The following is a 25,368-nucleotide window of genomic DNA, read 5'->3' as shown; positions in this document are numbered from 1 at the left end:
AAAAGACAATAATAAAAACGACTATCTTACCGCTATCCTTGCACGTCCCTCTAAACGGAATACAGGTAGATAATGAGCATTGGCATCCAGCTTCATTTCTGCATGCTGCTTACCCACAAAATTGAAGTGCCGCTCATTTGAACCCACTCGATACGAAAACGAATCCCCATCGAATTCAAAACTGGTCGCCACTGTAGAACCATTTACGGTAACACCGCGCTCACTCAACACAAATTCTTCACGAGCATAAGGCGCAACATCTTGCTCAACCCAGCGACCATAAATTGTCGATTTGGGAATGGGCGGATTAATGGTTCGAGTAATCAAATCACTATACAGCATGCACACGACAACGGTTCCAACTATCGCTATAAGCATGAGAGAACGCTCTAGCCACTTACGAAGCATTGATTTAGATGACGTTTTTGACAGATTTGAAGCAGTGATCGCAGCATTCTTATTAACAGCAGAAGACATGAGGTTCACGTATTGAGGAAAGACGCCACCATTGTAACCTTCCCTCTTAACGGGACCAAGAACCTACCTCAATATGTTTGTGCTTTATTCCAAAATTTCGCCTTGCCACTCAATGAATAAAAAGGCATTATTTTAACATAATTAAACAAGGGAATGGCTGTAGTGAAAATTCGTAGTACTGCTCTCGTAAAAGGATTCCGTCAATCAACACCTTATGTCAATGCTCACCGCGGAAAAACCATGGTGATCATGCTGGGCGGAGAAGCCGTCGCACACAAAAATTTTGGCAATATTATTAATGATATCGCACTCATGCACAGCCTCGGAATCAAAGTCGTGGTGGTGTATGGTGCACGTCCTCAAATTAATCAGCTGCTAGAAAAACAAGACCTCACTACGCCTTACCACAAAAATATCCGCATTACGGATGAATCGGCTTTATCTGTTGTTATGCAAGCTGCCGGACAACTTCAGCTTGCGATTACTGCGCGCCTATCAATGAGCCTCAACAATACTCCGATGGCAGGTACCCAGCTCAATGTCGTTAGCGGAAACTACATCATTGCCCAACCACTCGGCGTTGATGATGGTGTGGACTATTGCCATAGTGGACGTATTCGCCGCATTGACACCGACGCGATTAATCGCACTCTTGATCAAGGTTCAATTGTTCTGCTAGGTCCCATTGCTAGCTCTGTGACTGGCGAGTGCTTCAATTTATTATCGGAAGAAGTCGCCACCCAACTAGCGATAAAGCTGGGTGCGGATAAGCTGATTGGTTTTTGCTCCGAACAAGGTGTCATTGATGACAACGGCAATGCTGTCGCCGAGTTACTACCAATTGAGGCGGAGCATGTCATCAAAACGCTTTCTGAAAATACGTCTCCTGACCTAGATTACAACACTGGAACACTGCGCTTTCTTAAAGGCTCTATTGCCGCTTGCCGTGCCGGAGTACCTCGTAGCCACTTGATCAGTTATAAAGTAGATGGCGCCTTAATTCAGGAGTTGTTCTCTTTCGACGGTATCGGTACCCAAGTTGTTATGGCGAGTGCTGAACAAGTGAGGCAAGCTAATATTGACGATATTGGCGGTATCTTAGACCTCATTCGCCCGTTAGAAGAACAAGGTGTACTGGTTAGGCGCTCTCGAGAACAGCTAGAGCAAGAGATTGGAAAATTTACCATCATCGAAAAAGACGGCTTGATTATTGGCTGTGCTGCCCTTTATCCATACCCAGAAGAGCGTAAAGCTGAGATGGCTTGCGTAGCGATTCACCCTGACTATCGTGATGGAAACCGAGGTTTGTTACTGCTCAACTACATGAAACATCGTTCTAAATCCGAAACCATTGATCAGATTTTTGTCCTCACGACACACAGTTTGCATTGGTTCAGAGAGCAAGGTTTTTACGAAGTCAGTGTCGACTATTTACCTGGAGCCAAACAAGGGTTATATAACTTCCAGCGTAAGTCCAAAATCTTAGCGTTAGATTTATAGCTTAACCTTAAATCAGGGAGCGAAACTTAACGTTCCACTATACCAACTAACCTCAAAGGGCAGGATTTAGTTCATTAACGCTCAACCCTGCACATCGAGCTTGTTTAGGAACGAGTTTGTTGAGGAGTAAGGCCACACATAAACCCTACTCCGGACTAGCGGGTCATCATGTAAACCCAACTTAGAAATGCGCAAACCATTGCTTGATTTTTGTTCCAATTTTATCTTTTAAATATACATTTGGTTGGCTATACTCTGCTCGCTAGTGATTGGTTTTTAACCAATACGAATGGATCTAGGTGATGTAATTAGCCTTCACCCTAAAATACTGGGCAATTGAAAAACTAGTTAGCTCCGTATTGCACACCAAGGACAGTTGTTAATCTGACTTTAAATAAGCCGAGACGAGCACTGTTATGAGAACAATCATTTGTAATTCGCTTCAAAGCTTCTGGGATATGGCTGACAATCAGTTTTTAGAAGGCCTAGACGTCCACTGTGTTTTCCCCGTAAATGACGCTATCCGAGATTTTATTCTTGCTTATCAACAGCAATACAAAATACGCAGCGTGTCTTTTACCAATGCGTTTGCAAAACATGCATAAAAGAAGACCGAGCCATAAGCTCGGTCTTCTTTTACGTACGTAATCAATTCAAAACAAAATCATAGCTAACAAAGATGCAAAAATAGTGACTACGATAAAGATTAAAATAGTCCAGTACACTAGCCCAATACTTATGAACCACTTTGGGCAAACTCTACGAATATCTGTTAGCTTTCTTTTTTTGGCCAACTTAGGAAATGCAACTGCGGCAACAAGAGCTAATCCATGTATTAAGGCCCCAAAGTGAAATCCAGAAACTAAAGCAAGCTCAATATCTGTATAGTGCTCACTAGTATACGCATAGTGCTTTACTTTTTGCGGCGTGATAACAATAAGCAAAATACCTACTATCAGGTACCAAAAAACTAACAAAGCACCTGCAACAAAAAATGTAATAAAAGAAACTTCTAATAACTGCAAACTTCACCGACCTTGGTCTTACCAACTAAGTCTATATTGCTATATAACTCTTTGTATTTATCAGCAACAACTTTACCAGACGCATAACTAGCACTGGCAGAGACAACCCCTAAAGCGATAGCGCCTATCCAACCAACTGGAGTAGCCATAACTACCAGAGATATAACGGCCCCGCCAGCTAAACCAACGACTGTACTTGCTGCAGTTTCCACCAATATTTCGTTTTTCTTTGCGTTAGAGTCTGCTCTAGCTATCTGATCGCAGGCAATACCAATATTAACTGCAGTTAATACAGTGCCGCCTTTAGCTGCTACTTTTGATAACTTTGCTAACCTATCTGTATTCTTCTTAAGCGCCGCAGTAGTCATAACCCCGCCGTTTCTAGATATCCTCATAGCCTCTCGAGCTTTCTTACCATTAAAGAGAAGCTTCTCAGTTGGTCCAAGATTTTTTGCTACATTCTCTAATAGTTTTTTCCTGCGATAATCATACTGCCCTTTCGAAAACGTTCCTGATTTATAATCTCTATATAAACCATCAAGCTTTTTTAGCTCTGCAACATTTCCTTTTTCACTATCTCCTAATAAAGCCCCCATGGACGCAAAAGTAGCACCGATACCTGCGCTCGCAGGCCCCCAATTATCATCAAGCCAAGAAAGAGCCCAAAATGCTTCCTTTTCGTTTTGCGACATAGATTTCATCGTTGATTCAAATTGCGCTTGATCATGATCTGAAATGGCAATTTTAGAAGAAAACTCAGATTGCTTGGTATTTGAAACGTTCAACTTTCTCAAGTAAATAGATTGACCAGATTTAATCGAATTAGGGTCTGAAATTTTAGGGTTGTCTTTTTTTATTTGAGCAAGAGCAAAATTATAGCCATCTGTTCCAAACTTAAAATGATAAAACTTCCATATAATTCTCGTAAGAGTATCACCAGGCTTAACACTATATATGTAGCTATACCTATTAACGCTGTTAAAGTAAGTTGTATTCATTTCATTCAGATCCTTATGCCCATAATTGCGTATAATGTTAACGTTTCAGATTCAAAAACATCAATTGAAATGACTTTTCTTTCAGAAAGAGAATTGTTAAAATACAACTCATCACCAAGTTTGACATGTAACAAAGGTAAAACTGACTATAAACTAAGTCCATAATCAGTTGGTAAGCCGCTGTACTAGCCCACTCGCACGAATCGTTTTCACCTTAATGCCTCGCTTCAGAACATTGAGTTCGGCGTAAAGAGCTAAACGCTTTTTCGCGCGGGTAATGCCTGTGTAAATCAACTCACGGGTTAATATCGGGCTAAAGTCTGGTGGCAAAATCATCAGGGTGTAATCAAATTCACTGCCTTGCGATTTATGGATCGTCATGGCGTAAGCCGTTTCATGTTCAGGTACTCGGCTTGGCAAGACCGATTTCACACTGCCGTCAGGTAACTCGAAAAAGACTTTCAAACGCGGTTCTTCTTCAGTGTCATCTCGCATACAAATACCGATATCACCGTTATACAAACCTAAACCGTGATCATTACGCGTAACCATGACGGGTCTGCCGTGATACCAAATTTCATCCTGAACTTGAATGAACTTGCGCGCCGCGAGCGCTTTCTCGATGCGTTGGTTTAGCCCAGCCACACCAAAGTCACCTTCACGGATCGCGCACAGTAGCCGGCATTGGTTGAAAGTCTCTAACACTGCTTTGGCTTTGTGCGTTAGCGACTCTGGCTCTCCGGTTTTAGGATCGATTTCCTGTTGTCCAATGCGTTTGAGGTAACGACCGTATTCCTGCACCAACGTCTGCATCATTTGGTTGTAATGTTGACTACTTAGGGCGAAATGTTCGATATCGGAAAAGTCACGCGCCCAGACGTTATCTACGCTCGCAGCAGAACCTGAGTTAACCGCTTTTGCCAACTGACCAATGCCTGAGCGAGCGTCAAATCGGTAGCTCTTTTGCAGCATACATAAACTATCAGCAATGCTAGATGCACTGTTACCTGTATGGGCTAAAGTATCGAAACCCGTCAGTTTTGCGATGGCTGACGCCTGCTCTTTGCCATAACCCAATGCATGGAACGAACAGATATCACCCAACACTGCCCCTGCTTCAACTGAGGCAAGTTGGTCTTTATCACCTAACAAAATCAGCCGGGCATGTTTCGGTAAGGCATCGACCACTTTGTACATCAGCGGTAAATCGACCATCGACGCTTCGTCGATAACTAAAATATCCAAATGCAGTGGATTTTGCTTGTTGTGACGAAATTCTGCGCTATTAGGAATCGCGCCAAGCAATCGATGCAAGGTGCTCGATTCAGTCGGAATTTTGGCTTTTAGCTCCGGAGAAACTGGCAGTTCTTGCACTGCTTTACCAATGGACTCGGTTAATCGCGCCGCCGCTTTCCCCGTCGGGGCCACCAGCTTGATGGTTAGATTTTTCTCGTGCGTCGCCTGTTCAATCAAAGCAGCAAGCAATTTGGTTACTGTCGTCGTTTTACCCGTACCTGGGCCACCAGAAATCACAGCAAATCGACGAGTTAACGCAACCGCCGCCGCGACTTTTTGCCAGTTCACACAAGCTGAGAGTGGTACGAGTTCATCCAGTGTTTGCAAATCTTGAACTTTGCGCGCATTGCTAAGCACGGAATCAATGGCGTACCAATCCAACGATTCGCTTGCGACCACATCAAGGTGGTCACACACCAATTGCTGACGCAACACTTGGTTGCTGCTTCCCGCTTCTACTGCTTTGCCTAACGCGTTAAACAGAAAATGGTATTGGCGTGCAAACAAATGGTTGAGCAACTCGGATAATCGCGCAAACTCTTGTGGTTGCAAGTTAACTGCGGCGCCCAACTGATTGAGCTTTTCCGCCAGTGTCACTTCATAATGCCAATAGCGGTGCAGATACAGACGCTCGCCATCGAACATCAGCGGCAAGGCTTCTCCTTGCGCGCCGACCACGGTGGAATTTTTTAATACTTGAATCCAGTCTATGCCTTGCAACTGTGTGTTGAGCGCCAATGCCGACTCACCAAACAGCCCTAGCTTACTGGCTAAATCCGTAGATTGCCCTTGTGCATCGAACAGAGGCAGACAGATATGTCCTTTGCCAAGCTCACTACTGACAACACCAGCGATAAACGCCAGTGCTTGGCTATCCGACTGTTCATCATGCGTTTGAGAATCAATAAAGCAGGCAAATTGGTAGTCGAGCTGTCGAATAGCACCTTTGTGCGCCAAGCGTTCCAACACTACCAATAGGCTATCTTGGTCAGAATGAAGATTGTGATTTGTCGTCATTAAAGTAGCTCCATCTGCCCGGCTTGAGTTGAGCGCGTTTCAAGTGCTTGACCATCAATCAAACGATCCATCTCTTGTAAGAAGTCTAAGGTTGGTTTCGCGGCAAAAATGCCGTGGTCACTCCGCCCATCCATGCCGCGCAAGAACAAGTAATACACGCCACCGAAGTGCTGTTCATAATCATAATTGGCCAATCGGCTACGTAGGAAACGATGCAGTGCTAACGCATAAATCTGATACTGCAAATCGTAGCGGTGATCCGCCATGGCCGATTTCAGAGCCTCACCATGGTAGTACGTCACATCGTCGCCAAGATGATTCGATTTCCAGTCAAGCACGTAGTATTTACCTTGATGTTCAAACACCAAATCGATAAAACCTTTAAGCATACCTTGCACGGTTTGGAAACCTAAATCCCCCGCTTTCGCCGACAACGGATCGTGACGTTGAATGACTCGGTTTAACGCCGGTGCAGACAACACTTCAATCGGCAGCAAAAATTCCATCTCCACCAAACGTTGCGACGGTGCTTTTTGATTCAGCAGCAAAGACTTACCATCCAACGGCGTTGCGAGTACGGTATCAATCAATTGCTGTAAAATGGGCAACCACTCTTCATCGAGCTGTTCGCTTTCCATCAAGCCAAGGATGATTTGTGTATTCTCTTCCGTCGTGGCTGGCTGAGTAAATTCAATTTCCTCAAACAGGCTGTGCAGGAACGTACCCGGACGCGCACCGCGAGGGAAGGTAAAAATAGAACGCTCTGGCTCCACCAAATCCGCTTCGTCTTGCTCTTCAGATGAGTCGATATCAAAACCCGTAATCTCAATCGTGGCATCATGCTCGGCGTGATGAGAGCCTTGCTTGACCAAGCCAGAATAACTGGTGATGCGCCAGTTTCTGTCGATAGGGTTTTGCAGCTCTTTCGCGCTAAGATCGTGTATTTCTTCTTGTGGCGCTACGTACTTCTCTTCGAGTTGCTGCGGCGGATCGGCCACAACGACACAATCAAGCTCGTCTTGTTGCTTTGCTAAACCTTGGTACAAATCGTTGATGCCACCTTCTTGACCATTTTGAATCAAATAGCCAATCGCACTGCGGTGTACGCCGGTTGGCTCTTTGGTCGAACGGCCATTGCGTAAAGGTGAGGCACCGATAAAACACGCATACACAGCACGCGTTAGTGCCACGTATATCAAGCGTAAGTCTTCCGCCAAACGCTCTTTATCCGCTTGCTTCATGGACGCATCGTTGCCAGTGATATCCAGTACCGTGCGGTCATTGGCTGCATCGTAATATTTTGCTTCGCTGGCTTCTCGATAGCTGAACACAAACGGCAGAAATACAAGGTCATACTCCAAGCCTTTTGATTTGTGAATAGTTACGATCTGCACTAAGTTACGTTCCGATTCTAAACGTTGGATTTGGTCATCACTGCCACCCAAACCGTTTTCCGCATCACTGATAGACTGAGCGAGCCAACGCAGCAGACCGTGGTCGCTATCCAGTTCATTACTGGCTTGTTGAAGCAGTTCACCAATGTGCATTAAATCGGTAAGTACTCGCTCACCATTCTCACCCTGTGAACTCGCGCATTCTTCTAGTAATCGCTCGGCAATATGGCGTTTGCTGATCACAGCGCGCAACATCGGCAGCACACCACGTTGAACCCAAAGTTTGCGATATTCTTTGAATTCGTTAACAGCGTTTTCCCACACCACTTCATCGTTATTAAGCGCATCCAAACTTGCTGCATCGAGGGCAAACAGCTCAGAGGCAAGACTTGCACGCAGCGCACGGTCATTTTCTGGAGTCAGCACCGCTTGCAGCAAACGCTGTAGATCCTGCGCCACTGAACTGGTAAACACACTGTCTCGGTTAGACAGGTACACGCTGGCAATGCCTTGTTCAGCCAGCGCTTGTTTGATCATTCGACCTTCACTACCTGTTCGAACCAACACCGCGATATCGCCCGCTTGAACCGCTTTCTGTTTTTCGCCATTCACCAGACACGCTTGCCCCTGTTGAGCCTGCGTCAAAATAGTTTGGATTTGGCTTGCAGTCGCCTCTGCCATTCGAGTCAAATACTCGCCTTTTGGTAGCGGTTTATCGTCCGCTTCTTGCAACCAATAAGTCAGCGCCGGTTGCTTTTGGCCACCCATAGTCCAAATGCGTTTTTCGGCATTGGGACTGTACTTAACGGGTAAGAACGGAATATCTGAATCATAGATAAATGGACTGTCTGGCAAAGCAAATACTTGGTTTACCGCCTGCACCATATCTGCGCTAGAACGCCAGTTGGTTCCTAACGTGTAGTGGGCACTTACTTGGTTACGCGCTTTGATGTAAGTGAAAATGTCTGCGCCACGAAAGCCATAAATCGCCTGCTTGGGGTCACCGATCATAAACAAACCACATTCTGGGTTGTTCAGATAAATACGGCTGAAAATACTGTATTGAAGCGGGTCGGTATCTTGGAACTCGTCAATCATTGCGACAGGATACAAAGTACGAATACGCGCCGCTAAAAGCTCGCTTTCGTCCGTATCGATAGAAGCAGAAAGTTGCGTTAGCAAATCATCGAAAGAGAGCCACTGTTTTTGATTTTTCGCGTTGGCCAGCATCACACGACAATGCTCAATCGCATGAGCAAGCAGTGGCGCTTTTAAGCTGATTGGATTGGCAAGAAATGTTTCAATGGCTTCAAATACCGCGTGCTGCGGCGCACTGCCTTTCGGTGTTTTTTCCAACAAGACGTTTTGCGCGAATTTCTCCAGCTTGTCTGGATAATCGTATCCTGTGGTTTCCGTTGCTGCCCAAGCGTTTACCGCCTCCAACCACGTCGGCAGAGACTTTTTGGTGTAGCTGCGTTTGTTAATATCTGAATCTGAAATCAGCGTGAAGAAGTCATCTTGGCTTTCTCGCCACTGTGCTTTTAATTCATCAATTTTTTTCAGATTTTCAGTATGAAGATCAGCCAAACTGCCTTTCATTGCAGGAACAGAAAGGATTAACGGCGCACCGGTTAAGTAATTGCTGATGTCAGACAACAACGCAGATGGAGAGCTCCATAGCTGGCGAATTTCCCCAGCCAAGGTAAATGGCAACGGGTAGAAATTGCGGCGCCAGTAATCGGCTACAACTTGCGCTTTTAGGTGACTTTCATCGGTCACAAACTCGTTATTAAATCGGCTGCCAGATTCAAACGCATTTTGCGTTAGCATACGTTGGCAAAAACCGTGAATGGTGTAGACCGCCGCCTCGTCCATCTGACGCTCTGCCTGCAATAAAATTTCTGCGGCTTGCTTGTGATCGTCAAACTCATTAAGCAAAGGTTGGATCACCGGGTCGGAACTCTGTCCACGCGCAAACGCGATTCGCGCATCATGGATTCTTGCCCTGATACGATCGCGCAATTCCGCAGTTGCCGCTTCGGTAAAGGTTACAACCAGAATTTGGTCGACCGTAAGCGGTACGCGATGTCGAGTTTCCGCGCTGCCGTGACCAAGCAAAAGGCGCAGATATAAACCTGCAATAGTGAAGGTTTTACCTGTACCTGCTGATGCCTCGATTAACCTCGCACCATGCAGAGGAAACGTCATCGGTTCTAGTGGCGTTGGTTGAGGTTGCTCTGTGCGGTCTAATGTATGTAGAGGACACTCTGCACCTGACATTTGATCCATAACGCTGAATCTCTCCGGATTATTTACTAGGACGTATCACCTAATAAATGTGATCTATAGTTAAAAATTCTATTAATATGTTTAACAAGTTGGATAATTTAGAGCTTTGTGAGATCTTTCTCACGGTTATCCATAAGACGTACCGTTAGTATGCGCCCCACGAGATAAGCCAAACCTTTTGGCGGCACAACTCAAATGAATTAAACAAAAGTATCATGGTCCCTCTGACCTTGTGGCCGTACAGCGAACGCCCTACAAAAAATAATGATTTTCTGGCGGCCACCCTACTCTTCCTTCTCTTTATCCAACTGTCTTTATTACGCTTTTACGTCATCAGCGTCTTGAACCGCTAAGCGCGCACCTTGCAAAACTAATGCTGTCAGCAAACGAACTTCTGAGGCCAACTCATCATTCCAAGCAGGCCAAATTCGAGAGATGTACGCATTATTGCCTTCGCCCGGGCTCATGAAGCCATCATTGAATGCGTCAGCCATTTTCTTCAAAGATTTCTCTTCGTCATCTACCCACTGACCGCGGCTAAAGCCCGCTTCAACACAAGCCAACGCCGTTTTCGGGAAATAAGGCAAAGGCTTAGTCATGCCTTCGAAAAATAAGCGAACTAATTCAGTCAGTAGCTGTTTGGCATACTGCGCATCGGCAATTTCTGGGTAGATCAAATGCAGTGCGCCTTCTTTACGATCGTAACCAATGATGTGGGTTTTCTTAGCATGACCCGACGCCGACATGGCAAGGTGATCGACCCACGCTGCAAGGTAATCCTGCGATCGAATCTTACCGCTTCGATAGCGAATCAAACCGGATTGGTAGCATTGAGTTAGCCAACCTGTTAGGCGAACGTTTTTCTCTTCGCCTTCATTTCGCTCAAACAAGGAATCAAACGTCAGGTCGATTTCCAAATCGTCTTGAGGTGCACCAGATAAAAACGCCAGTTTATCCACCAGCTCTTCCGCCTGAACTCGGTTGGTTTCAAACTCGATATCACCAAACGCCCCCACCGGTAGTTTGCCTTGCGCGCGCTGTTGACTCATAAAGTGTTTAAGCACCTCTGTTTTTTTCTCTGGCTGCATCAATGTCGTTTCAAGCAAGGTTTCTAACAGCTCATCACGCATTTGATAGCTTTCCAAACCACCTAAAACAAAGGGTTCGTCGTCTTCCATCACCGGTAGCGGCGGTTCAAAGATCACTTTTAAACGACGATTGAAAAAATACTGCACAGGTAAGCGCCAGAAACGTTGCAACTCGACTAAGTCGAGCTCAAGTGGGAACGTCGCTCCTAACAGATAGTCGTCTAATGCCCGATTAAAATCACGACGAACATAGCCTTGCGATTGACTACTTTGAGTCAATGCCGCTGGAATCCACTCTTTCGCGTAGCTGGCGTGCATGCCTTGGAACGCACTCGGGCTAAACGGCACCATGGCGTGGGTATTCACCAACGCATTTAATAAGTTGTCGCCAGACTCATCAACGGGCAACGCTTCATCACCACTTAAACAATAGTTTTGGTGACAGTATTCCATCAGCTCAGAAACCAGAACCGAAGGCACTCGCTCGGTGTTATCTTGGATTGAACGACCAACATAACTGATGTAGAGCGTTTGCTGTGCAGACAACATCGCTTCGAGGAATAGGTAACGGTCATCATCTCGGCGCGAACGGTCGCCCGGTTTGGTTCTTCCTGTCATCAAGTCAAAGCCTTCTGGCGGCATGGAGCGCGGATACACGCCGTCATTCATCCCCAACAGACAAACAGTTCTAAACGGAATAGAGCGCATCGGCATCAGGGTACAAAAGTTCACTTGACCAGCAAGGAAGCGCTGGCTGACTCGTGTGCCAGATAATTTGTTTTGAAGGTATTGGCTGATGATCGACGGCGATAACGCATCATCAAATGCGGCATCAGCTAATTGCTCTTTGAGTTGGCTGAGCGTATCGCGAATGGATTTGAGCGCCATTTCGCCTTCTAACTCAACTGAGAAGAAGTCATCCAGCAGTAAAACTAAAGTCTCTCGCCAACCATCAATAGTCTGAACATGAGAAAGTTTGCTTCGATAAGTGCTAATTTGTTGGATAAAGTGTGCCAACTTGCCCGCCAGCTCTGCGCCCATGCCTTGTACTTCGTTGTACGGAGACAAACTGCCTTGCTCGGTTTCAAACAAACCTGCGGATTCTGGCATCGCGTAGCCAAGCAACATTCGTTGAATACCAAATTGCCATGTGTTTTGACGGGTTTCCGGCAGTTCAAATTCGCATCCGGTATTGGCGTCCAATCCCCAGCGAATCCCCGATTCCTCAACCCATTGTTTGGCTTGTAAAAAATCATCTTCGCTGAGTTCAAAACGCTTTAATATCGCTGGAGTTTCCAGAAGTTCGAGTAGTTCTGAGGCCAAACAGCGCGTATTGGGTAAGTTCACCAACTGCATAAATGCGGCCAGAATTGGGCTCTCTTGATCGGCGGTTCGGTCAGAAATCGAATATGGAATAAAACGCTCACCCGGCGCGTTACCAAAGACCGCCTGAATCGCAGGGCTGTAAGCGTTGATGTCCGCGACCATCACGATAATATCGCGCGGTTTTAACGTTGGGTCAGCATCGAACATCGCCAACAGTTGATCATGCAGCACTTCCACTTCACGCATCGGGCTGTGACAAGCGTGTAGGCTCAGTGATTTATCACCCAAGCTAACCACTTGTTTGTGATGACTGTTTTCAATCTGTTGGTCATCTTGATGTTCTTCAAGATTGAGAATATCCGCTTGCAATTGATGGAGCAGACTGTCGCGCTCAACATCAACAAAGGCTTCAATTTCATGAGATTCCAGCTGAGACAACAGATACATATTGTCGCGCCCGAGTTTACCCATGGATGCCAACAGACTGTTTCCGACCACATCGGTGTGCAGCTCATCGATCACATTATCTTCCAGTGATCCTTTCAGTTGCTCAGTTTCACCTTGCACTTCCGAGTGATCGTCCTGCCACACAACGTGCTGACGATGTTTCGCCGCCAAACGAGCCAGATATTTGCGATCTCGAACTTCACCCCAGTAATAACGACACGGGTTGGTGAACATCAGATGCACGTCGATGTGTTCACCAATTGCTTTTAGCGCATCCATATAGCGAGGCGGCAACGAAGAAATGCCAAAAACAAACAAACGCTTGGGTAAATGGTCAAAATTGCCGTTAAAACTCTCTAACGTGTCGATAAAGTGCTCATAAAGGTTGGCACGGTGATATGGAGACTGTCCTAATGACACAGTGTGATCATACAACGCTTGCCATAAGATCGGCTGCCACGGATGCTCATCTTCCAGCTCTGGCACACTCTGCCCTGCTTCCCAACTTGCGATCCACTCCGGACGATACACCAAGTAACCATCGAAAATATCGGCAATTTTCTCAGCCAGTTGATACAGCTTAGAGTGATCACTGTCATCTTTGAGGTACTGCGCTAACGGCGAAAACACGTCTTGGTTGAGAAGCCCCGGCAGCAGATGCATCAACTTCCAAGTCATCGCTTCTTTGTTAAACGCACTGCGTTTTGGCACGTCTGGCAACACCTGCGTAAACATTTCCCAAATGAAGGTAGCAGGAAGCGGAAAATCAATGTTCGCGGCAACACCAAACTCTTTGGCCAATTCCATTTTTAGCCACTGGGACATGCCCGGACTTTGAACCAGAATTTGTTCTTTTTCGAACGGGTTTTCCAGCGGACTGATTCGAATCAGTTCGACAAGGAGTGATTTAAGAACGTCAACTTGGTTGGAGTGATAAACAGTAAACAAATTGGGAATACCGAGCGCCGATTGAAACTGTTAGCTAGCTTAGCACAGCCCCATTTAAACCCGCAGTGATCTCGCGTTCGGAAAAAACAAAAGGTTATATATCACTCAAATAGAGTATGAATCTTCTGAATTTTCACATGTCAATCAAGTCTGACACTTCCATACAAAATGTGACATTCGTCGCAACTATTCCATAATAAAAAACACTGTTTTATACTCCCTCTACCCATAATTTATAAACAAACAAAAAGTATGTTTCGCAAACTGTCTTCCAACAGCGCTTGGCTGATTGCTTTTTTTGCTTGCTTTGCAGTGTACCTGTCGATCGCTTGTTATCCTTTTGTGTTGTCTAACAATCAGAATGAACCGCTAACCTTGTTGCAAGGTTACTATTTGGTTTCGACTCAATATGGCTGGCTGGGCTTGATCGCTCTTCCATTTATGTTGTTGAGTTTATTGCTATCTTTTCTACCGACTCGAGTATTCAAAGGCATCGTGATCGCTATCGCGATCTGTCTATTGATCATGTTTAAAGTCGATATCCTCGTTTTTCAGCAATACAAACTTCACATCAACGCTCTATTAATCCGTATGTTTTTCGAAGGTGGCGGTGATGTCTTCGATATTTCTTGGATGAGTTGGCTAATCTTCATCAGTGAAATTGCCATTCTGGTGATCGGGCTCGCTTGTACCGTTTGGGTAAGTAATCAACTGTCAGAAAGCCGAGCTAAGTTCGTTTTGATCAGCGTTTGGTTTGCTGTATTGCTTAGCACGCAGATGATTCATGCGTACAAAAATGCCCTTTACGACGATGAAGTCAGTCAGTTTTCGAATAACTGGCCACTTTACTACCCGCTGACGGCTCGTAAATTTATTTACAAACACGACCTAGTGGATGAGAGCATTGCATCGAAGAACCGCGTAGAGTTAACCAACATTGAACGTAGCTCACTCAACTATCCGCTTGCGCCGATTCAAGTGCAAAGCAAAGAGAAACAGCCCAATGTCTTGTTTATCTTGGTTGATGCGTGGCGCTACAGTGATGCGACGCCGGAAGTCATGCCAAATGTCAGCAAGTTCGCCGAAAAAACGGTGAATTTCACACAACATATGAGCGGCGGCAACTCAACTCAAGCGGGTATTTTCAGCCTGTTTTACAGCTTGCCCGCGACCTACTGGGAAAGCTTTTACGCAAGTCAACGCTCTCCTGTGTTTATGGATACGCTGCAAGCAGAAGGCTACCGCATGGGCATTTTTGGCTCAGCACCGCTCACCAGTCCGCCACTTTCTCGCACGGTATTCAAAAAAGTGTCGGATTTGACCCTGAAACAAACTGGGGAAACAGCTGTCGAGCGCGATCAGCAGATAACAGACAAGTTCATCGAGTTCCAAAAGCAGGACAGCGACAAGCCGTACTTTGGTTTTCTGTTCTACGATGCCGCCCACGGCACGGTGTTTCCTGAACCTGAATTTGCGAAATTCAAACCATACTGGGAACGCGTTGACCACATTTTGCTCAACAACGATTTTGACGCTTCGCTTTACCACAATCGATACAAGAACTCGTTGTACTACATCGACAGCTTGATTGGTGATGTGCTGAAAAACGTCGACTTAGACAACACCATTGTGGTGATTTCATCAGATCATGGTGAAGAGTTTAATGACCATAAGATGAACTATTGGGGCCACACGGGTAATTACAGTGACGTTCAAGTGCATGTGCCTCTTTACGTGTACATGCCAAATCGTCAGCCAGAGCAAGTTGATTACCGCACGACCCATTTTGACGTCGTGCCAACCATGATGAATACGCTGTTTGACGTTCAAGGCACAACGAGTTCATACAGCGTTGGTCATAACTTGTTTGATAGCTCTGCCTCTCGCGATTGGTATATTGCAGGCAGCTACTACAACTATGCATTGGTCGGCAAAGAACTGATGCTTGTGGTCAACCCTGGCGGGCACTCTCAGCAACTGAATCGCCAGTTAAAAGTCGAGAAAGAACAGAAAGTTCCTGTCGATATCATTCGTCATTCTCTGGATGAGATGTCGCGATTTTACAAAAAAGGCTAGCGTCCAACATCGACGCCGATTGAAATAAAAAAGCCTCTTGGTTGTAAGACCAAGAGGCTTTTTCCTATCTGCTATTTAAGCGTGATGAGCGTGCATCAAGCGTGGCTGAATCAACAAGTTGTTGATGTATTGTAAGGCCACATAAGAGACAACAAATGTTGCCACAATCAACTCAAGACCAGCTAAGCCTCGCACTTGTTGAACATAGTGCGCAGCCAATCCTTGCAACTCCATCCAATTCGCCATTTTAAACAGCGCCGTCGCACCGATCACCATCGGGAAGGTAAACGCTGCATAGCCAGGGCTGAATGGCAGTCTAAGCAATTTAAAGAACGCGAGATATATGATGGCTGTCATCAATACCGCGATACCAAATAGCATAGCGATGATCACTGGTGATGGTGTCGCAGTGACCGTTAAGTACCCTGCCAATGATAGACTTGCTGGCGCCGCCATAATTGCCATGGTTGGTTTTGCTGCATCCGGAATTTCATGGGTAAACATGAAACGGTAAATCATCATCGGCAACATGATCGCGTACGCCACCATACCAAACATCAATGCACCTTGTGCCACTGGTGCTAACATAGGGTTGCCAGAGAAAGACACATCCGCAACGATGATACCCACAGGCGGTACAAACCAACTAGGAACCATGTGGTGCAATTCAAAATCTTTGGCGCGATGGTAAACAAAGCTCACCAAGAATACGATGTGCAAAACCACCGCAATCAGCCAAAGCGCATCGCCAGCTAATGGGTAAAAATGGCCGAGAGAGTTCGATACCACCATAGTGCCCATCGCAAATGTCGGAACCACGCTGCCCACAACCGGATGAGCAAGATCTTGTCTCAATAGATGATTATGTAGCAAAAACTTGGTTGCCAATATAGCCAACAATATGCTCGCGATACCCGCACTAATCCACTGTCCGTAGCCATGTAATTCGGCGAAGTTTTCCCAACTCCAGCCCAAGCTTGCAATACCAAGAGCCAAACCCGCCATTGGAGTTGGCGCTCCCATTACTTTTGCTTTTGTTCTTTGAATCATGATGACCTCAACCAGACTCACTCTTGATGAGACGTATAATACGCTTGCACTTCGTTCCGATATATCTAATTATTTAAAACAAACGTTCAGAATTACTTAACGGTGGGGTATGGCAAGTCACATTTCTCTTAAACAACTGAAAGTGTTTACGACGATCACGCAGCACAAAACGCTCACAGCGGCTTCTGATAGTCTCTTTTTATCGAAAGCCGCAGTGAGCATGGCACTCTCAGAATTAGAAAAGCAGATCGGCCATCACTTATTTGATCGTGTTAATAACCGACTGATTTTGAACCAAGAAGGTCAAAAATTACTGCCACTGGCGGATGAATTACTCAACCGAGCCAAGGACATCGAGAGCATTTTCGATGGTGACCAAGCGCTATCGGGCCAACTTCGCATTGGTGCCAGCGACACCATTGGCAACCAAGTCGCGCCCTATTTGCTTAGCGAATTTCGTCAGCAAACGAACCATCGTTCTCAAAGTCTGTTCATTTCTAACTCCGCACAAATCTGCGACATGCTGACCGATTACGAGTTAGACATAGCCCTCATTGAAGGCAAAACACTTCACCCTGAATTGCAGTCTACCCAGTTTAGCGAAGATGAAATGTGCGTGATTTGCGCGCCCAATTCCCCAGCCGCGCACGAAGGGCCAGTAAACTTAACCGAGCTAGAAAACAGTGAATGGATATTGCGAGAGGCAGGCTCTGGTTCACGCGAATTTTTTATGCGCGTTGTCGCGCCGCGCTTGGAATATTGGCATGAAGCTTTTCAGCTCAATACCACCGAAGCGTTGATCAACTCAGTATCGGCAGGGTTAGGCTTGGGCTGTTTGTCACGTTTGTCTGCAGAACCTGCTATTCGTGACGGCCGCGTAAAACTGCTCGACATGCCTTTAGATATGAAACGTCGCTTCTGGTTACTGGTTCATAAAGAGAAATATCAAAGCCCATTGCTCAAAACGTTTATCGAATTTTGCCAAGATTGGGAGCGACCAACAAACCTTCCTTTGGCGGACAAATCCGCAAAGTGAAACCAAGATAGTTTAAATGCTAGTCAGTTAGTTGTACGTGTCTCTCATTCTGAGGCTTGTCGCTAGACTTGATTGGTCAAAAACTGTATAAAAAGCCAGTATCAATACACCAAATTAGGGGACCAACCATGGCTGTAATCGTCAAGTACGTGGTAGAACGCAATGGAGAAGAGAAAATGACTTTTACCTCTAAAGCGGAAGCTGACGCATACGACAAAATGCTGGATATGGCAGACGAGTTATTCTCACTGCTGGGTAAAAGTGAACTTCTAGAAGACGAAGGTAAGCAAGAAGATCTTGCAATGTTCCTTGCGCAAAACAAAGAAGAAGTGCTTTACGCTCTTGGTGCAAAACGTAAACCTGCACCAAAAAAAGCAAAGAAGCTTGAAGCTGTTGAAGAAGATAGCGAGCAAGAAGACGCTGCATAAGCCTCTTATTTGTTTAGAAAAAACGTCGCATTATGCGGCGTTTTTTTATTCCTTCCGTTTATCTCCATATATCTCTGAGAATATAAAGAACCGATTTAATATCCCAAATTGCTCTAAATTTCATGTTGCGGATTAGTGTGACTTAGATCTAGTCTAAATGGGTCCGGTGATGGGGTGCCACCGGAATCGAAAGATTCGAACCGCTGTTAAAGCTAATGACTCCTACAGAAACGAAAACAGGTCAGCCCTGTTGGAAGTGCTTTCGCTTATGTTGTGAAAGCGAGAGTTCTGTAGTGAGCAATTCAACTCTTCTCCAACCCCGCTCCTGTTTTCTCAAAAATTAAAAAGATATCCAAAATAGTTGTTAACTCAACAAGGCGACAAACGCATGAACCTCCTGAACATAGTTTTCTATTTGATGGAGCGAATAAGAGCAGTCAACGCCGTTGAGACTGACAAATAGGCTGGATATCGTACACTGGGAAAACATTATGCAATATTCACACGAAATCCAATCAATGTGCCCGATTCAACGCGGCGAGCTTCATGCATCTGCACCGATCCCTGTTGAAGGCGCAATGATCAATCCAAAAGACGTTATCGCGATTTCTGGTCTTAGCCACGGCGTTGGTGCTTGTGCTCCTCAACAAGGCGCAGCAAAACTGACCCTTAACGTCAAAAACGGCATCATCGAAGAAGCTTTGATCGAAACGATCGGCTGTTCAGGCATGACTCAATCAGCAGCGATGGCCGCAGAAATCCTAACAGGCAAAACCATTCTTGAAGCACTGAATACCGACTTGGTATGTGATGCTATTAACGTCGCGATGCGCGAAATCTTCCTTCAATTTGTTTACGGTCGTACGCAATCTGCTTTCTCTGAAGGCGGCTTAGAAATTGGTGCGGCATTGGAAGATCTTGGTCAAACTCAACGCAGCCAAGTGGGTACTAGCTACTCAACCAAAGCAAAAGGCGTGCGTTACATGGAGTTGGCTGAAGGCTATGTAACAAAACTCGCGCTAGACGAAAACAAAGAAGTGATTGGTTACCAATATCTCAACCTCGGCAAGATGATGAAAGCCATCAACGAAGGCGTATCTGCTGCAGAAGCCGCAGACAAAGCGACGGGGACTTACGGTCGTTTTGACGAAGCCGTAACTACCATCAACCCACGCCAACAATAATTGCCACCAAGAGGAAAGAGATTATGAACACTCCAATTACTGAATCTGTACGTCGCACATTAGACGAAATGCAACTTTCTTCTCTGGAAGAGGCTTACCAATACTGTATGGATCGTGGTATCGACCCTAAAGCACTAGTGATGGACACTCAACCTATCGCGTTTGAAAGCGCTGCCGATGCCTACACGCTAGGCACTGCTTTGGCGATTTTCCGCGTAGCAAAAACAGCTGAAGAAGCTGCAAACATCATCGGTGAAGGCCTTCAAGCCTGCACAAAACCAGGCAGCGTCGCAGAACAACGCCGAGTGGGTATCGGTCACGGTGCATTGGCGGCTCGTCTATTGAATGAAGAAAGTGGCTGTTTCGCTTTCCTTGCGGGCCATGAGTCATTCGCAGCGGCAGAAGGCGCTATCAAAATCGCATTGAACGTGAACAAGTCACGAAAAAATCCGTTGAAAGTTATCCTAAATGGCTTGGGTAAAGACGCCGCTTACCTAATCTCACGCATCAATGGTTTCACTTACGTACGCACTCAGTACAACTACCAAACTGGTGAGTTAGTGGAAGTAGAACGTCGCCGTTTCTCCCAAGGTCCACGTGGTGAGATCCTTTGCTACGGTGCAGACGATGTGCGTGAAGGCGTGGCTATCATGCATAAAGAACAAGTGGATGTGAGCATCACTGGTAACTCAACCAACCCGACTCGCTTCCAACACCCTGTAGCAGGCATCTACAAAGCAGAACGTAACCGTGAAGGCATGCCTTACTTCTCTGTGGCATCAGGTGGTGGTACTGGTCGTACTCTACACCCAGACAACGTGGCGGCAGGTCCTGCCTCTTACGGCATGACAGATACCTTGGGTCGCATGCACGCCGATGCGCAATTCGCGGGTAGCTCTTCAGTACCAGCACACGTAGCGATGATGGGCTTCATCGGTATGGGCAACAATCCAATGGTAGGGGCAACGGTTGCACTTGCAGTAGAGGTCGGTGAGCTAAGCCTCTAAGTCGATTTATCGCTTTACTATCCAAAGTCAGTAAATCCAACAAACCCAGTGTAGGGGGAGTGACTTCGGTCCTCCCCTTATTTTTTTGCGATGCTCCCTTCTCCCACTTCACTGTGTCTCTGCCCAAAATCGGCCTGATAAGGCTTTTGCGACACATTTCTCATCAGACAAACATATCTCTAAAAAGACAAAAGGTATCCATCTACGGACTTTCTCCATTTCCCCTCTTTAAACTCCCCAACACTCTCTTTATGATGACCGACAACTTAATTATTTCTTGTCAGTGAACAGACGAGACACAAGACTCAACACATGGAGATCAACTATGGCTTTCTTCTCTCTAGCCTTTGGTACGGCAACTAAAAACCGCGACGGCAAAATCATCGAAGCGTTTTTCCCAAACCCAGTTCTTAACCCAAGCGAAGCGCTTGTTAACGCACTAGCAGCAGTAGCAGGTTATGAGCAAGGCAACCAAGCTATCGAGATCTCTGCAGCACAAAGCGCAGAACTGGCAGCAGCATTTGAAGCAAACGGCGATGCGGCAAACGCTTCTTTCGCAGCAAAAGCAGCAGAATCAGCACAACCACTTGTACTGGTTATCCTTGCAACTGACGAGCAGCCACAAAGCGTTGCTGAAGGTTTCCTAAAACTTCAACTTATCTCTAATCGCCTAGTTCAACCACACGGTACGGTACTAGACGGTATCTTCGGTCTACTACACAACATCGCATGGACTAATGAAGGTCCAATCGACCTACCTGAACTAGCAGAGCGTCAAATCGAAGCTCGCCTAGCGGGTCGTGCACTAAGCGTAGATTGCGTAGACAAGTTCCCTAAAATGGTGGACTACGTGGTACCAACTGGCGTTCGTATCGCTGACACTTCTCGCGTACGTCTTGGCGCACACGTTGGCGAAGGCACAACGGTAATGCACGAAGGCTTCATCAACTTCAACGCGGGTACAACAGGCGTGAGCATGGTTGAAGGTCGTATCTCTGCTGGCGTAGTGGTTGGTAACGGCTCTGACATCGGCGGCGGCGCATCTATCATGGGTACGCTATCTGGCGGCGGTAAAGTTGTGGTTTCTATCGGTGAAAACTCTCTACTAGGCGCGAACGCAGGTCTTGGCTTCCCAATGGGTGACCGTTGTACTATCGAATCAGGTCTGTACGTAACTGCTGGTTCTAAAGTGCGCATGCTAGATTCTGCAGGCCAAGAAGTAGAAGTTGTGAAAGCCCGCGATCTTGCTGGTGTTTCTGACCTACTGTTCCGTCGTAACTCTGTAACAGGTCAAATCGAGTGTCTTGCAAACAAGAGCGCGGTTGAACTGAACAGCGAACTGCATAAAAACAACTAATTCATTCGTGAATTAGCCCTACGAAAAATCCCCCAGCAGGAAACTGTTGGGGGATTTTTTAGCTTACAGCAAAATGCGTGATTACTGATTTAAAAAGCTGACCGCTTTATCTGGGAAATCAGTAAACAAACCATCCACTTTTACTTGGTTGTAGTACACATCCATCATGCCTTCAAAGCTGTCAGTGTACGCTGGAATGCGTCCTGGATCGGCGCGGAACGTGTATGGATGCACTTGCAAGCCAGCGTCTTTTGCAGCCTTCATCAACGGCTTGATGATGATATTGTCTTTGGTTGACTTATCATCCACCAGCATCGGCTTCCAAGGTCCAATTCCTTCCGCGTAACTCGCTACTTTCTTCATTCCGTCGGCTTCGAACATCCAGTCATAACTGTATGGTGTTGCCTTGTCGCCTTTGTACACCATAGTTTCGTTCCAGTCCGTGTAAGCCATAAGCTGAACGAGCTTTAAGTCCATGTCCATTGCAGGCATGAGTTCACTGTTGATGCGTTGAAGTTCATTCGCATCAAAACACTGAAGGTAGACTTTGTCGTCTTGAGAGCCGTAACCGTACTGCTTCAAGACTTTAAGTACTGCTTTAGAAATGTCCTTACCTTCATGACGATGGAACCAAGGCGCTTTAATTTCTGGGTAAATACCGATGTCATAACCCAGCGTTTTGTTTAAGCCTTGGATCAGCTCAATCTCTTCAGCAAACGTCGGCACGGTGAAGTCAGATTTCCACATAGGGAATCGGGTTGGATAGCCCGCTACTTTGTTGCCTTTCTCATCGATGTTGAACCCTTCGGTAACTCGCAAGGATTTGATTTCCGCCAGAGTGAAATCAATCGCGTAATAACGACCATCTTTACGTGCACGATCAGGAAAACGCTCCGCAACATCCGTTACGCGATCGAGATAATGGTCATGCAACACGACCAACTGGTCGTCTTTCGTCATTACCACATCTTGCTCTATGTAGTCAGGTTTCATTGCGTAAGCAAGTGCTTTGGCTTCTAGCGTGTGCTCAGGCAAGTAGCCCGATGCGCCACGGTGCGCAATGACAAGCGGCTTCGCAATCGCACCAGCAGAGAGGCTAAGTGCTAAAAAAGTAAGACATACTGACTTTGTTTTCATTGTTATTTCCTTGATAAAGCGAAGAGGCAGTATTCCACTGCCTCTTTAAATAAATATTACGCTAGCGCTTCCTTCTCGCGCTCTTTTTGCTCGTGGTGCGCACGTTCACCTAAGAAGGCGTACATCAAACACACGATAGAAGTAATACAAGAACCCACTAAGATGATAAAGCCACCATCCCAGCCAAAGTGGTCTACGGTATAGCCCAAAATCGCGTTTGCGGCAACTGCCCCACCCAGGTATCCAAACAAACCAGTAAGACCAGCGGCAGTACCTGCGGCTTTCTTCGGAGCGAGTTCAAGTGCGTACAAACCGATCAGCATAACCGGACCATAGATTAGGAAGCCAATTGCAATAAGCGCCATCATATCTACTGTTGGGTTGCCCGCAGGGTTAAACCAATAAACCATCACTGCAACTGTCACTAGCACCATAAATAAGATACCAGCAGGTGCACGACGACCTTTGAACAATTTGTCAGAGATCCAACCACACAATAGTGTTCCTGGAATGCCAGCCCATTCGTATAAGAAATAAGCCCATGACGATTTATCTACCGAGAAATCCTTCGCTTCTTTTAGGTAAACAGGTGCCCAGTCCAGTACGCCGTAACGAATTAGGTAAACAAATGCGTTTGCAATTGCAATCGACCAAAGAAGTTTGTTGTTGAAGACGTATTTGAAGAAGATTTCCTTCGCTGTCATTTCTTGTTCATGGGACTTGTCATAGTCATCTGGGTAATCGTCTTTGTATTCTTCAATAGGAGGCAGACCACAAGACTGAGGGGTATCGCGAACCGTCATCCAAACAAACACAGCAACCAACGTGGCGAAAAATGCAGGAACATAAAATGCAGTGCGCCAATCATCGTTAAATGCCCACAGGCCAAGAATAAATAGTGGACCAATCAAGCCACCACCCACGTTGTGCGCCACGTTCCAAACCGAAACGATCTCACCACGCTCTTTACGTGACCACCAGTGCACCATGGTTCGGCCACAAGCAGGCCACCCCATCCCTTGGAACCAACCGTTTAAGAAAAGCAAAATGAACATCGCAGTGACGCTACCAGTCGCCCATGGCATAAAGCCAAAGCAAAACATCACTAATGCAGACATCAATAGGCCGCCACTAAGGAAATAGCGAGGGTTGGAGCGGTCTGAAACGCTGCCCATTAGAAACTTAGAGAGACCATATGCAATGGAAACAGCTGCCAAGGCGACACCTAAGTCTCCGCGGCTAAAGCCTTGCTCGATAAGATAAGGCATCGCCAAACTGAAGTTTTTACGAACTAGATAGTAACCGGCGTAGCCAACAAAGATACCGATAAAGAGTTGCCAACGGAGGCGAGAGTAGGTGCTATCGATGCTGCCAGGGGACAGACGATCAATGTGCGCCTTAGGTTTGAATATTCCAAACATAGGAACCTCATTATTTTGTATGCGATGGTAAAAACACAAAAGGAGCGAACGAAACAAAATAAATCTTCGTTCGAAAGTTCATGAATTGTATGGAGTTAGGATTTTATTTCTGTGACAAATGTTGCACATGGATTAAATATAAGTAAATACAGTAAATTATATGAGCATTAATTAGATCATCGTTCAACTTTACTCAAGATTCGTTAATATTAAACTGATGTTCAAACCTCTCACTTGAGCATTCCAATTCGAAACCTTTGAAACAAAGGCTCGAATTAGAACATAAACTAACCGTAAAAAGGGCGATTTACGCCTGCCCTACTCGCTCCGAACCAACTAATAACTAAAAAGCTGAAAAACGATCACGTTTAGCATCAAACGAAATAAAAAAAACAATTTTTATTTGAATGCCGAAGCAATGATTCACAAACACAAGACATTAACAGCGTTTATTCTCTTATCAACTCATCCTATTGGTACCAATGGGATGACGATTTTTTCTAAAAGTCCAAACATGACAGCGTATTTTTTATATCACTGCTATCCCTTGATACATTTGACATTCCGCTACTCCTTTAGGGTTAATTGCTACACAAGTTCTGTGCAATAAGTCTCCAAGCACGTAGCAGCTTCACAAAACTCCTCTTACCAGTTGTGCATTCTTTTTCACATCGGTAATTTGAGCGCTCTCATCACTGGCCTCGTGACAAATAAATTATTTTCGTTGTGTTCTTTTCCGGTTAAAAGATGCGCCATTTAACAAAAACGAAGACTTTGATTAACAAATTTATGCTCAAACGCTCATTTTTAACGCTCGTTTGTTTTCGCAAACGTTTATATATGCACAATAGTATCGTGCTAGACAGG

At 45.8% G+C, this 25,368-nt stretch carries 17 protein-coding genes and 1 riboswitch; of the genes, 8 read left to right on the top strand and 9 right to left on the bottom strand.

Features of this window, described 5'->3' with window-relative positions:
* Positions 1-21 precede the first annotated feature (21 nt).
* Positions 22-477: a DUF2850 domain-containing protein gene (locus R7H07_RS07310; RefSeq protein WP_005380234.1), complete on the bottom strand. Its 456-nt coding sequence runs from the start codon at positions 475-477 to the stop codon at positions 22-24.
* 162 nt (positions 478-639) lie between these two features.
* Here R7H07_RS07310 and argA point away from each other — a divergent pair, with 162 nt between their 5' ends.
* Entirely contained in the window at positions 640-1,977 is a 1,338-nt protein-coding gene (gene argA, locus R7H07_RS07305) for an amino-acid N-acetyltransferase (protein WP_012841478.1), read from the top strand.
* 416 nt (positions 1,978-2,393) lie between these two features.
* Positions 2,394-2,582, top strand: coding sequence for a hypothetical protein (locus R7H07_RS07300; RefSeq protein WP_005380230.1), 189 nt, complete (start codon positions 2,394-2,396; stop codon positions 2,580-2,582).
* Between the two features lie 48 nt (positions 2,583-2,630).
* On the opposite strand, the gene R7H07_RS07295 is transcribed toward R7H07_RS07300, so the two are convergent.
* From R7H07_RS07295 to recC, 5 genes are all read right to left on the bottom strand, one after another.
* Complete coding sequence (locus tag R7H07_RS07295; RefSeq protein WP_031780957.1) at positions 2,631-3,002, bottom strand: hypothetical protein; 372 nt, start codon at positions 3,000-3,002, stop codon at positions 2,631-2,633.
* Positions 2,990-4,000, bottom strand: coding sequence for a LysM peptidoglycan-binding domain-containing protein (locus R7H07_RS07290; protein WP_054574840.1), 1,011 nt, complete (start codon positions 3,998-4,000; stop codon positions 2,990-2,992). Before R7H07_RS07290 ends, R7H07_RS07295 begins: the two co-directional genes overlap by 13 nt.
* A gap of 165 nt (positions 4,001-4,165) precedes the next feature.
* A complete protein-coding gene (recD, locus tag R7H07_RS07285; protein ID WP_182016227.1) occupies positions 4,166-6,313 on the bottom strand; it encodes an exodeoxyribonuclease V subunit alpha in 2,148 nt (715 codons plus the stop codon).
* The gene (recB, locus tag R7H07_RS07280; RefSeq protein ID WP_206959613.1) at positions 6,313-9,987 is read right to left on the bottom strand and encodes an exodeoxyribonuclease V subunit beta; all 3,675 of its coding nucleotides are present in this window, start codon (positions 9,985-9,987) and stop codon (positions 6,313-6,315) included. The genes recD and recB overlap by 1 nt, the downstream gene beginning before the upstream one ends.
* A 326-nt stretch (positions 9,988-10,313) precedes the next feature.
* The gene (recC, locus tag R7H07_RS07275) at positions 10,314-13,805 is read right to left on the bottom strand and encodes an exodeoxyribonuclease V subunit gamma (RefSeq protein ID WP_206959592.1); all 3,492 of its coding nucleotides are present in this window, start codon (positions 13,803-13,805) and stop codon (positions 10,314-10,316) included.
* A gap of 252 nt (positions 13,806-14,057) precedes the next feature.
* On the opposite strand from recC, the gene R7H07_RS07270 reads away from it, so the two are divergent.
* Entirely contained in the window at positions 14,058-15,881 is a 1,824-nt protein-coding gene (locus tag R7H07_RS07270) for a DUF3413 domain-containing protein (RefSeq protein WP_104975548.1), read from the top strand.
* Between the two features lie 75 nt (positions 15,882-15,956).
* Here the strand turns inward: R7H07_RS07270 and R7H07_RS07265 are convergent, their stop codons facing one another.
* Positions 15,957-16,931, bottom strand: coding sequence for a TDT family transporter (locus tag R7H07_RS07265; RefSeq protein WP_017636010.1), 975 nt, complete (start codon positions 16,929-16,931; stop codon positions 15,957-15,959).
* Between the two features lie 109 nt (positions 16,932-17,040).
* On the opposite strand from R7H07_RS07265, the gene R7H07_RS07260 reads away from it, so the two are divergent.
* The 5 genes from R7H07_RS07260 (at position 17,041) to dapD (ending at position 21,943) form a co-directional block, all read left to right on the top strand.
* On the top strand, positions 17,041-17,967 hold the full coding sequence (locus R7H07_RS07260) for a LysR substrate-binding domain-containing protein (protein WP_206959594.1): 927 nt from the start codon (positions 17,041-17,043) through the stop codon (positions 17,965-17,967).
* Between the two features lie 128 nt (positions 17,968-18,095).
* The gene (locus R7H07_RS07255) at positions 18,096-18,395 is read left to right on the top strand and encodes a YebG family protein (protein ID WP_005380208.1); all 300 of its coding nucleotides are present in this window, start codon (positions 18,096-18,098) and stop codon (positions 18,393-18,395) included.
* 156 nt (positions 18,396-18,551) lie between these two features.
* A riboswitch (Fluoride riboswitch) is annotated at positions 18,552-18,627 on the top strand.
* A 259-nt stretch (positions 18,628-18,886) separates the two neighbouring features.
* On the top strand, positions 18,887-19,579 hold the full coding sequence (locus tag R7H07_RS07250; RefSeq protein WP_005391710.1) for an iron-sulfur cluster assembly scaffold protein: 693 nt from the start codon (positions 18,887-18,889) through the stop codon (positions 19,577-19,579).
* A gap of 23 nt (positions 19,580-19,602) precedes the next feature.
* Positions 19,603-20,586 (top strand): GGGtGRT protein, encoded by a 984-nt coding sequence (locus R7H07_RS07245; protein ID WP_005391709.1) that lies wholly within the window; start codon positions 19,603-19,605, stop codon positions 20,584-20,586.
* A 325-nt stretch (positions 20,587-20,911) separates the two neighbouring features.
* Complete coding sequence (dapD, locus tag R7H07_RS07240) at positions 20,912-21,943, top strand: 2,3,4,5-tetrahydropyridine-2,6-dicarboxylate N-succinyltransferase (protein WP_005391708.1); 1,032 nt, start codon at positions 20,912-20,914, stop codon at positions 21,941-21,943.
* Positions 21,944-22,024: 81 nt separating this feature from the next.
* On the opposite strand, the gene glpQ is transcribed toward dapD, so the two are convergent.
* Both glpQ and glpT read right to left on the bottom strand, forming a co-directional pair.
* Complete coding sequence (gene glpQ, locus R7H07_RS07235; RefSeq protein WP_005380201.1) at positions 22,025-23,080, bottom strand: glycerophosphodiester phosphodiesterase; 1,056 nt, start codon at positions 23,078-23,080, stop codon at positions 22,025-22,027.
* 56 nt (positions 23,081-23,136) lie between these two features.
* Positions 23,137-24,501, bottom strand: a complete 1,365-nt coding sequence (gene glpT, locus R7H07_RS07230) for a glycerol-3-phosphate transporter (RefSeq protein ID WP_005380199.1) — start codon at positions 24,499-24,501, stop codon at positions 23,137-23,139.
* Positions 24,502-25,368: the final 867 nt, after the last annotated feature.

Origin of the sequence: Vibrio sp. Vb1127, from assembly GCF_033338735.1 — a bacterium.
In the GTDB taxonomy this organism is placed as follows: domain Bacteria; phylum Pseudomonadota; class Gammaproteobacteria; order Enterobacterales; family Vibrionaceae; genus Vibrio; species Vibrio alginolyticus.
The sequence above is the reverse complement of the archived record's forward strand: the minus strand, read 5'-3'. Positions and strand labels throughout refer to the sequence as shown.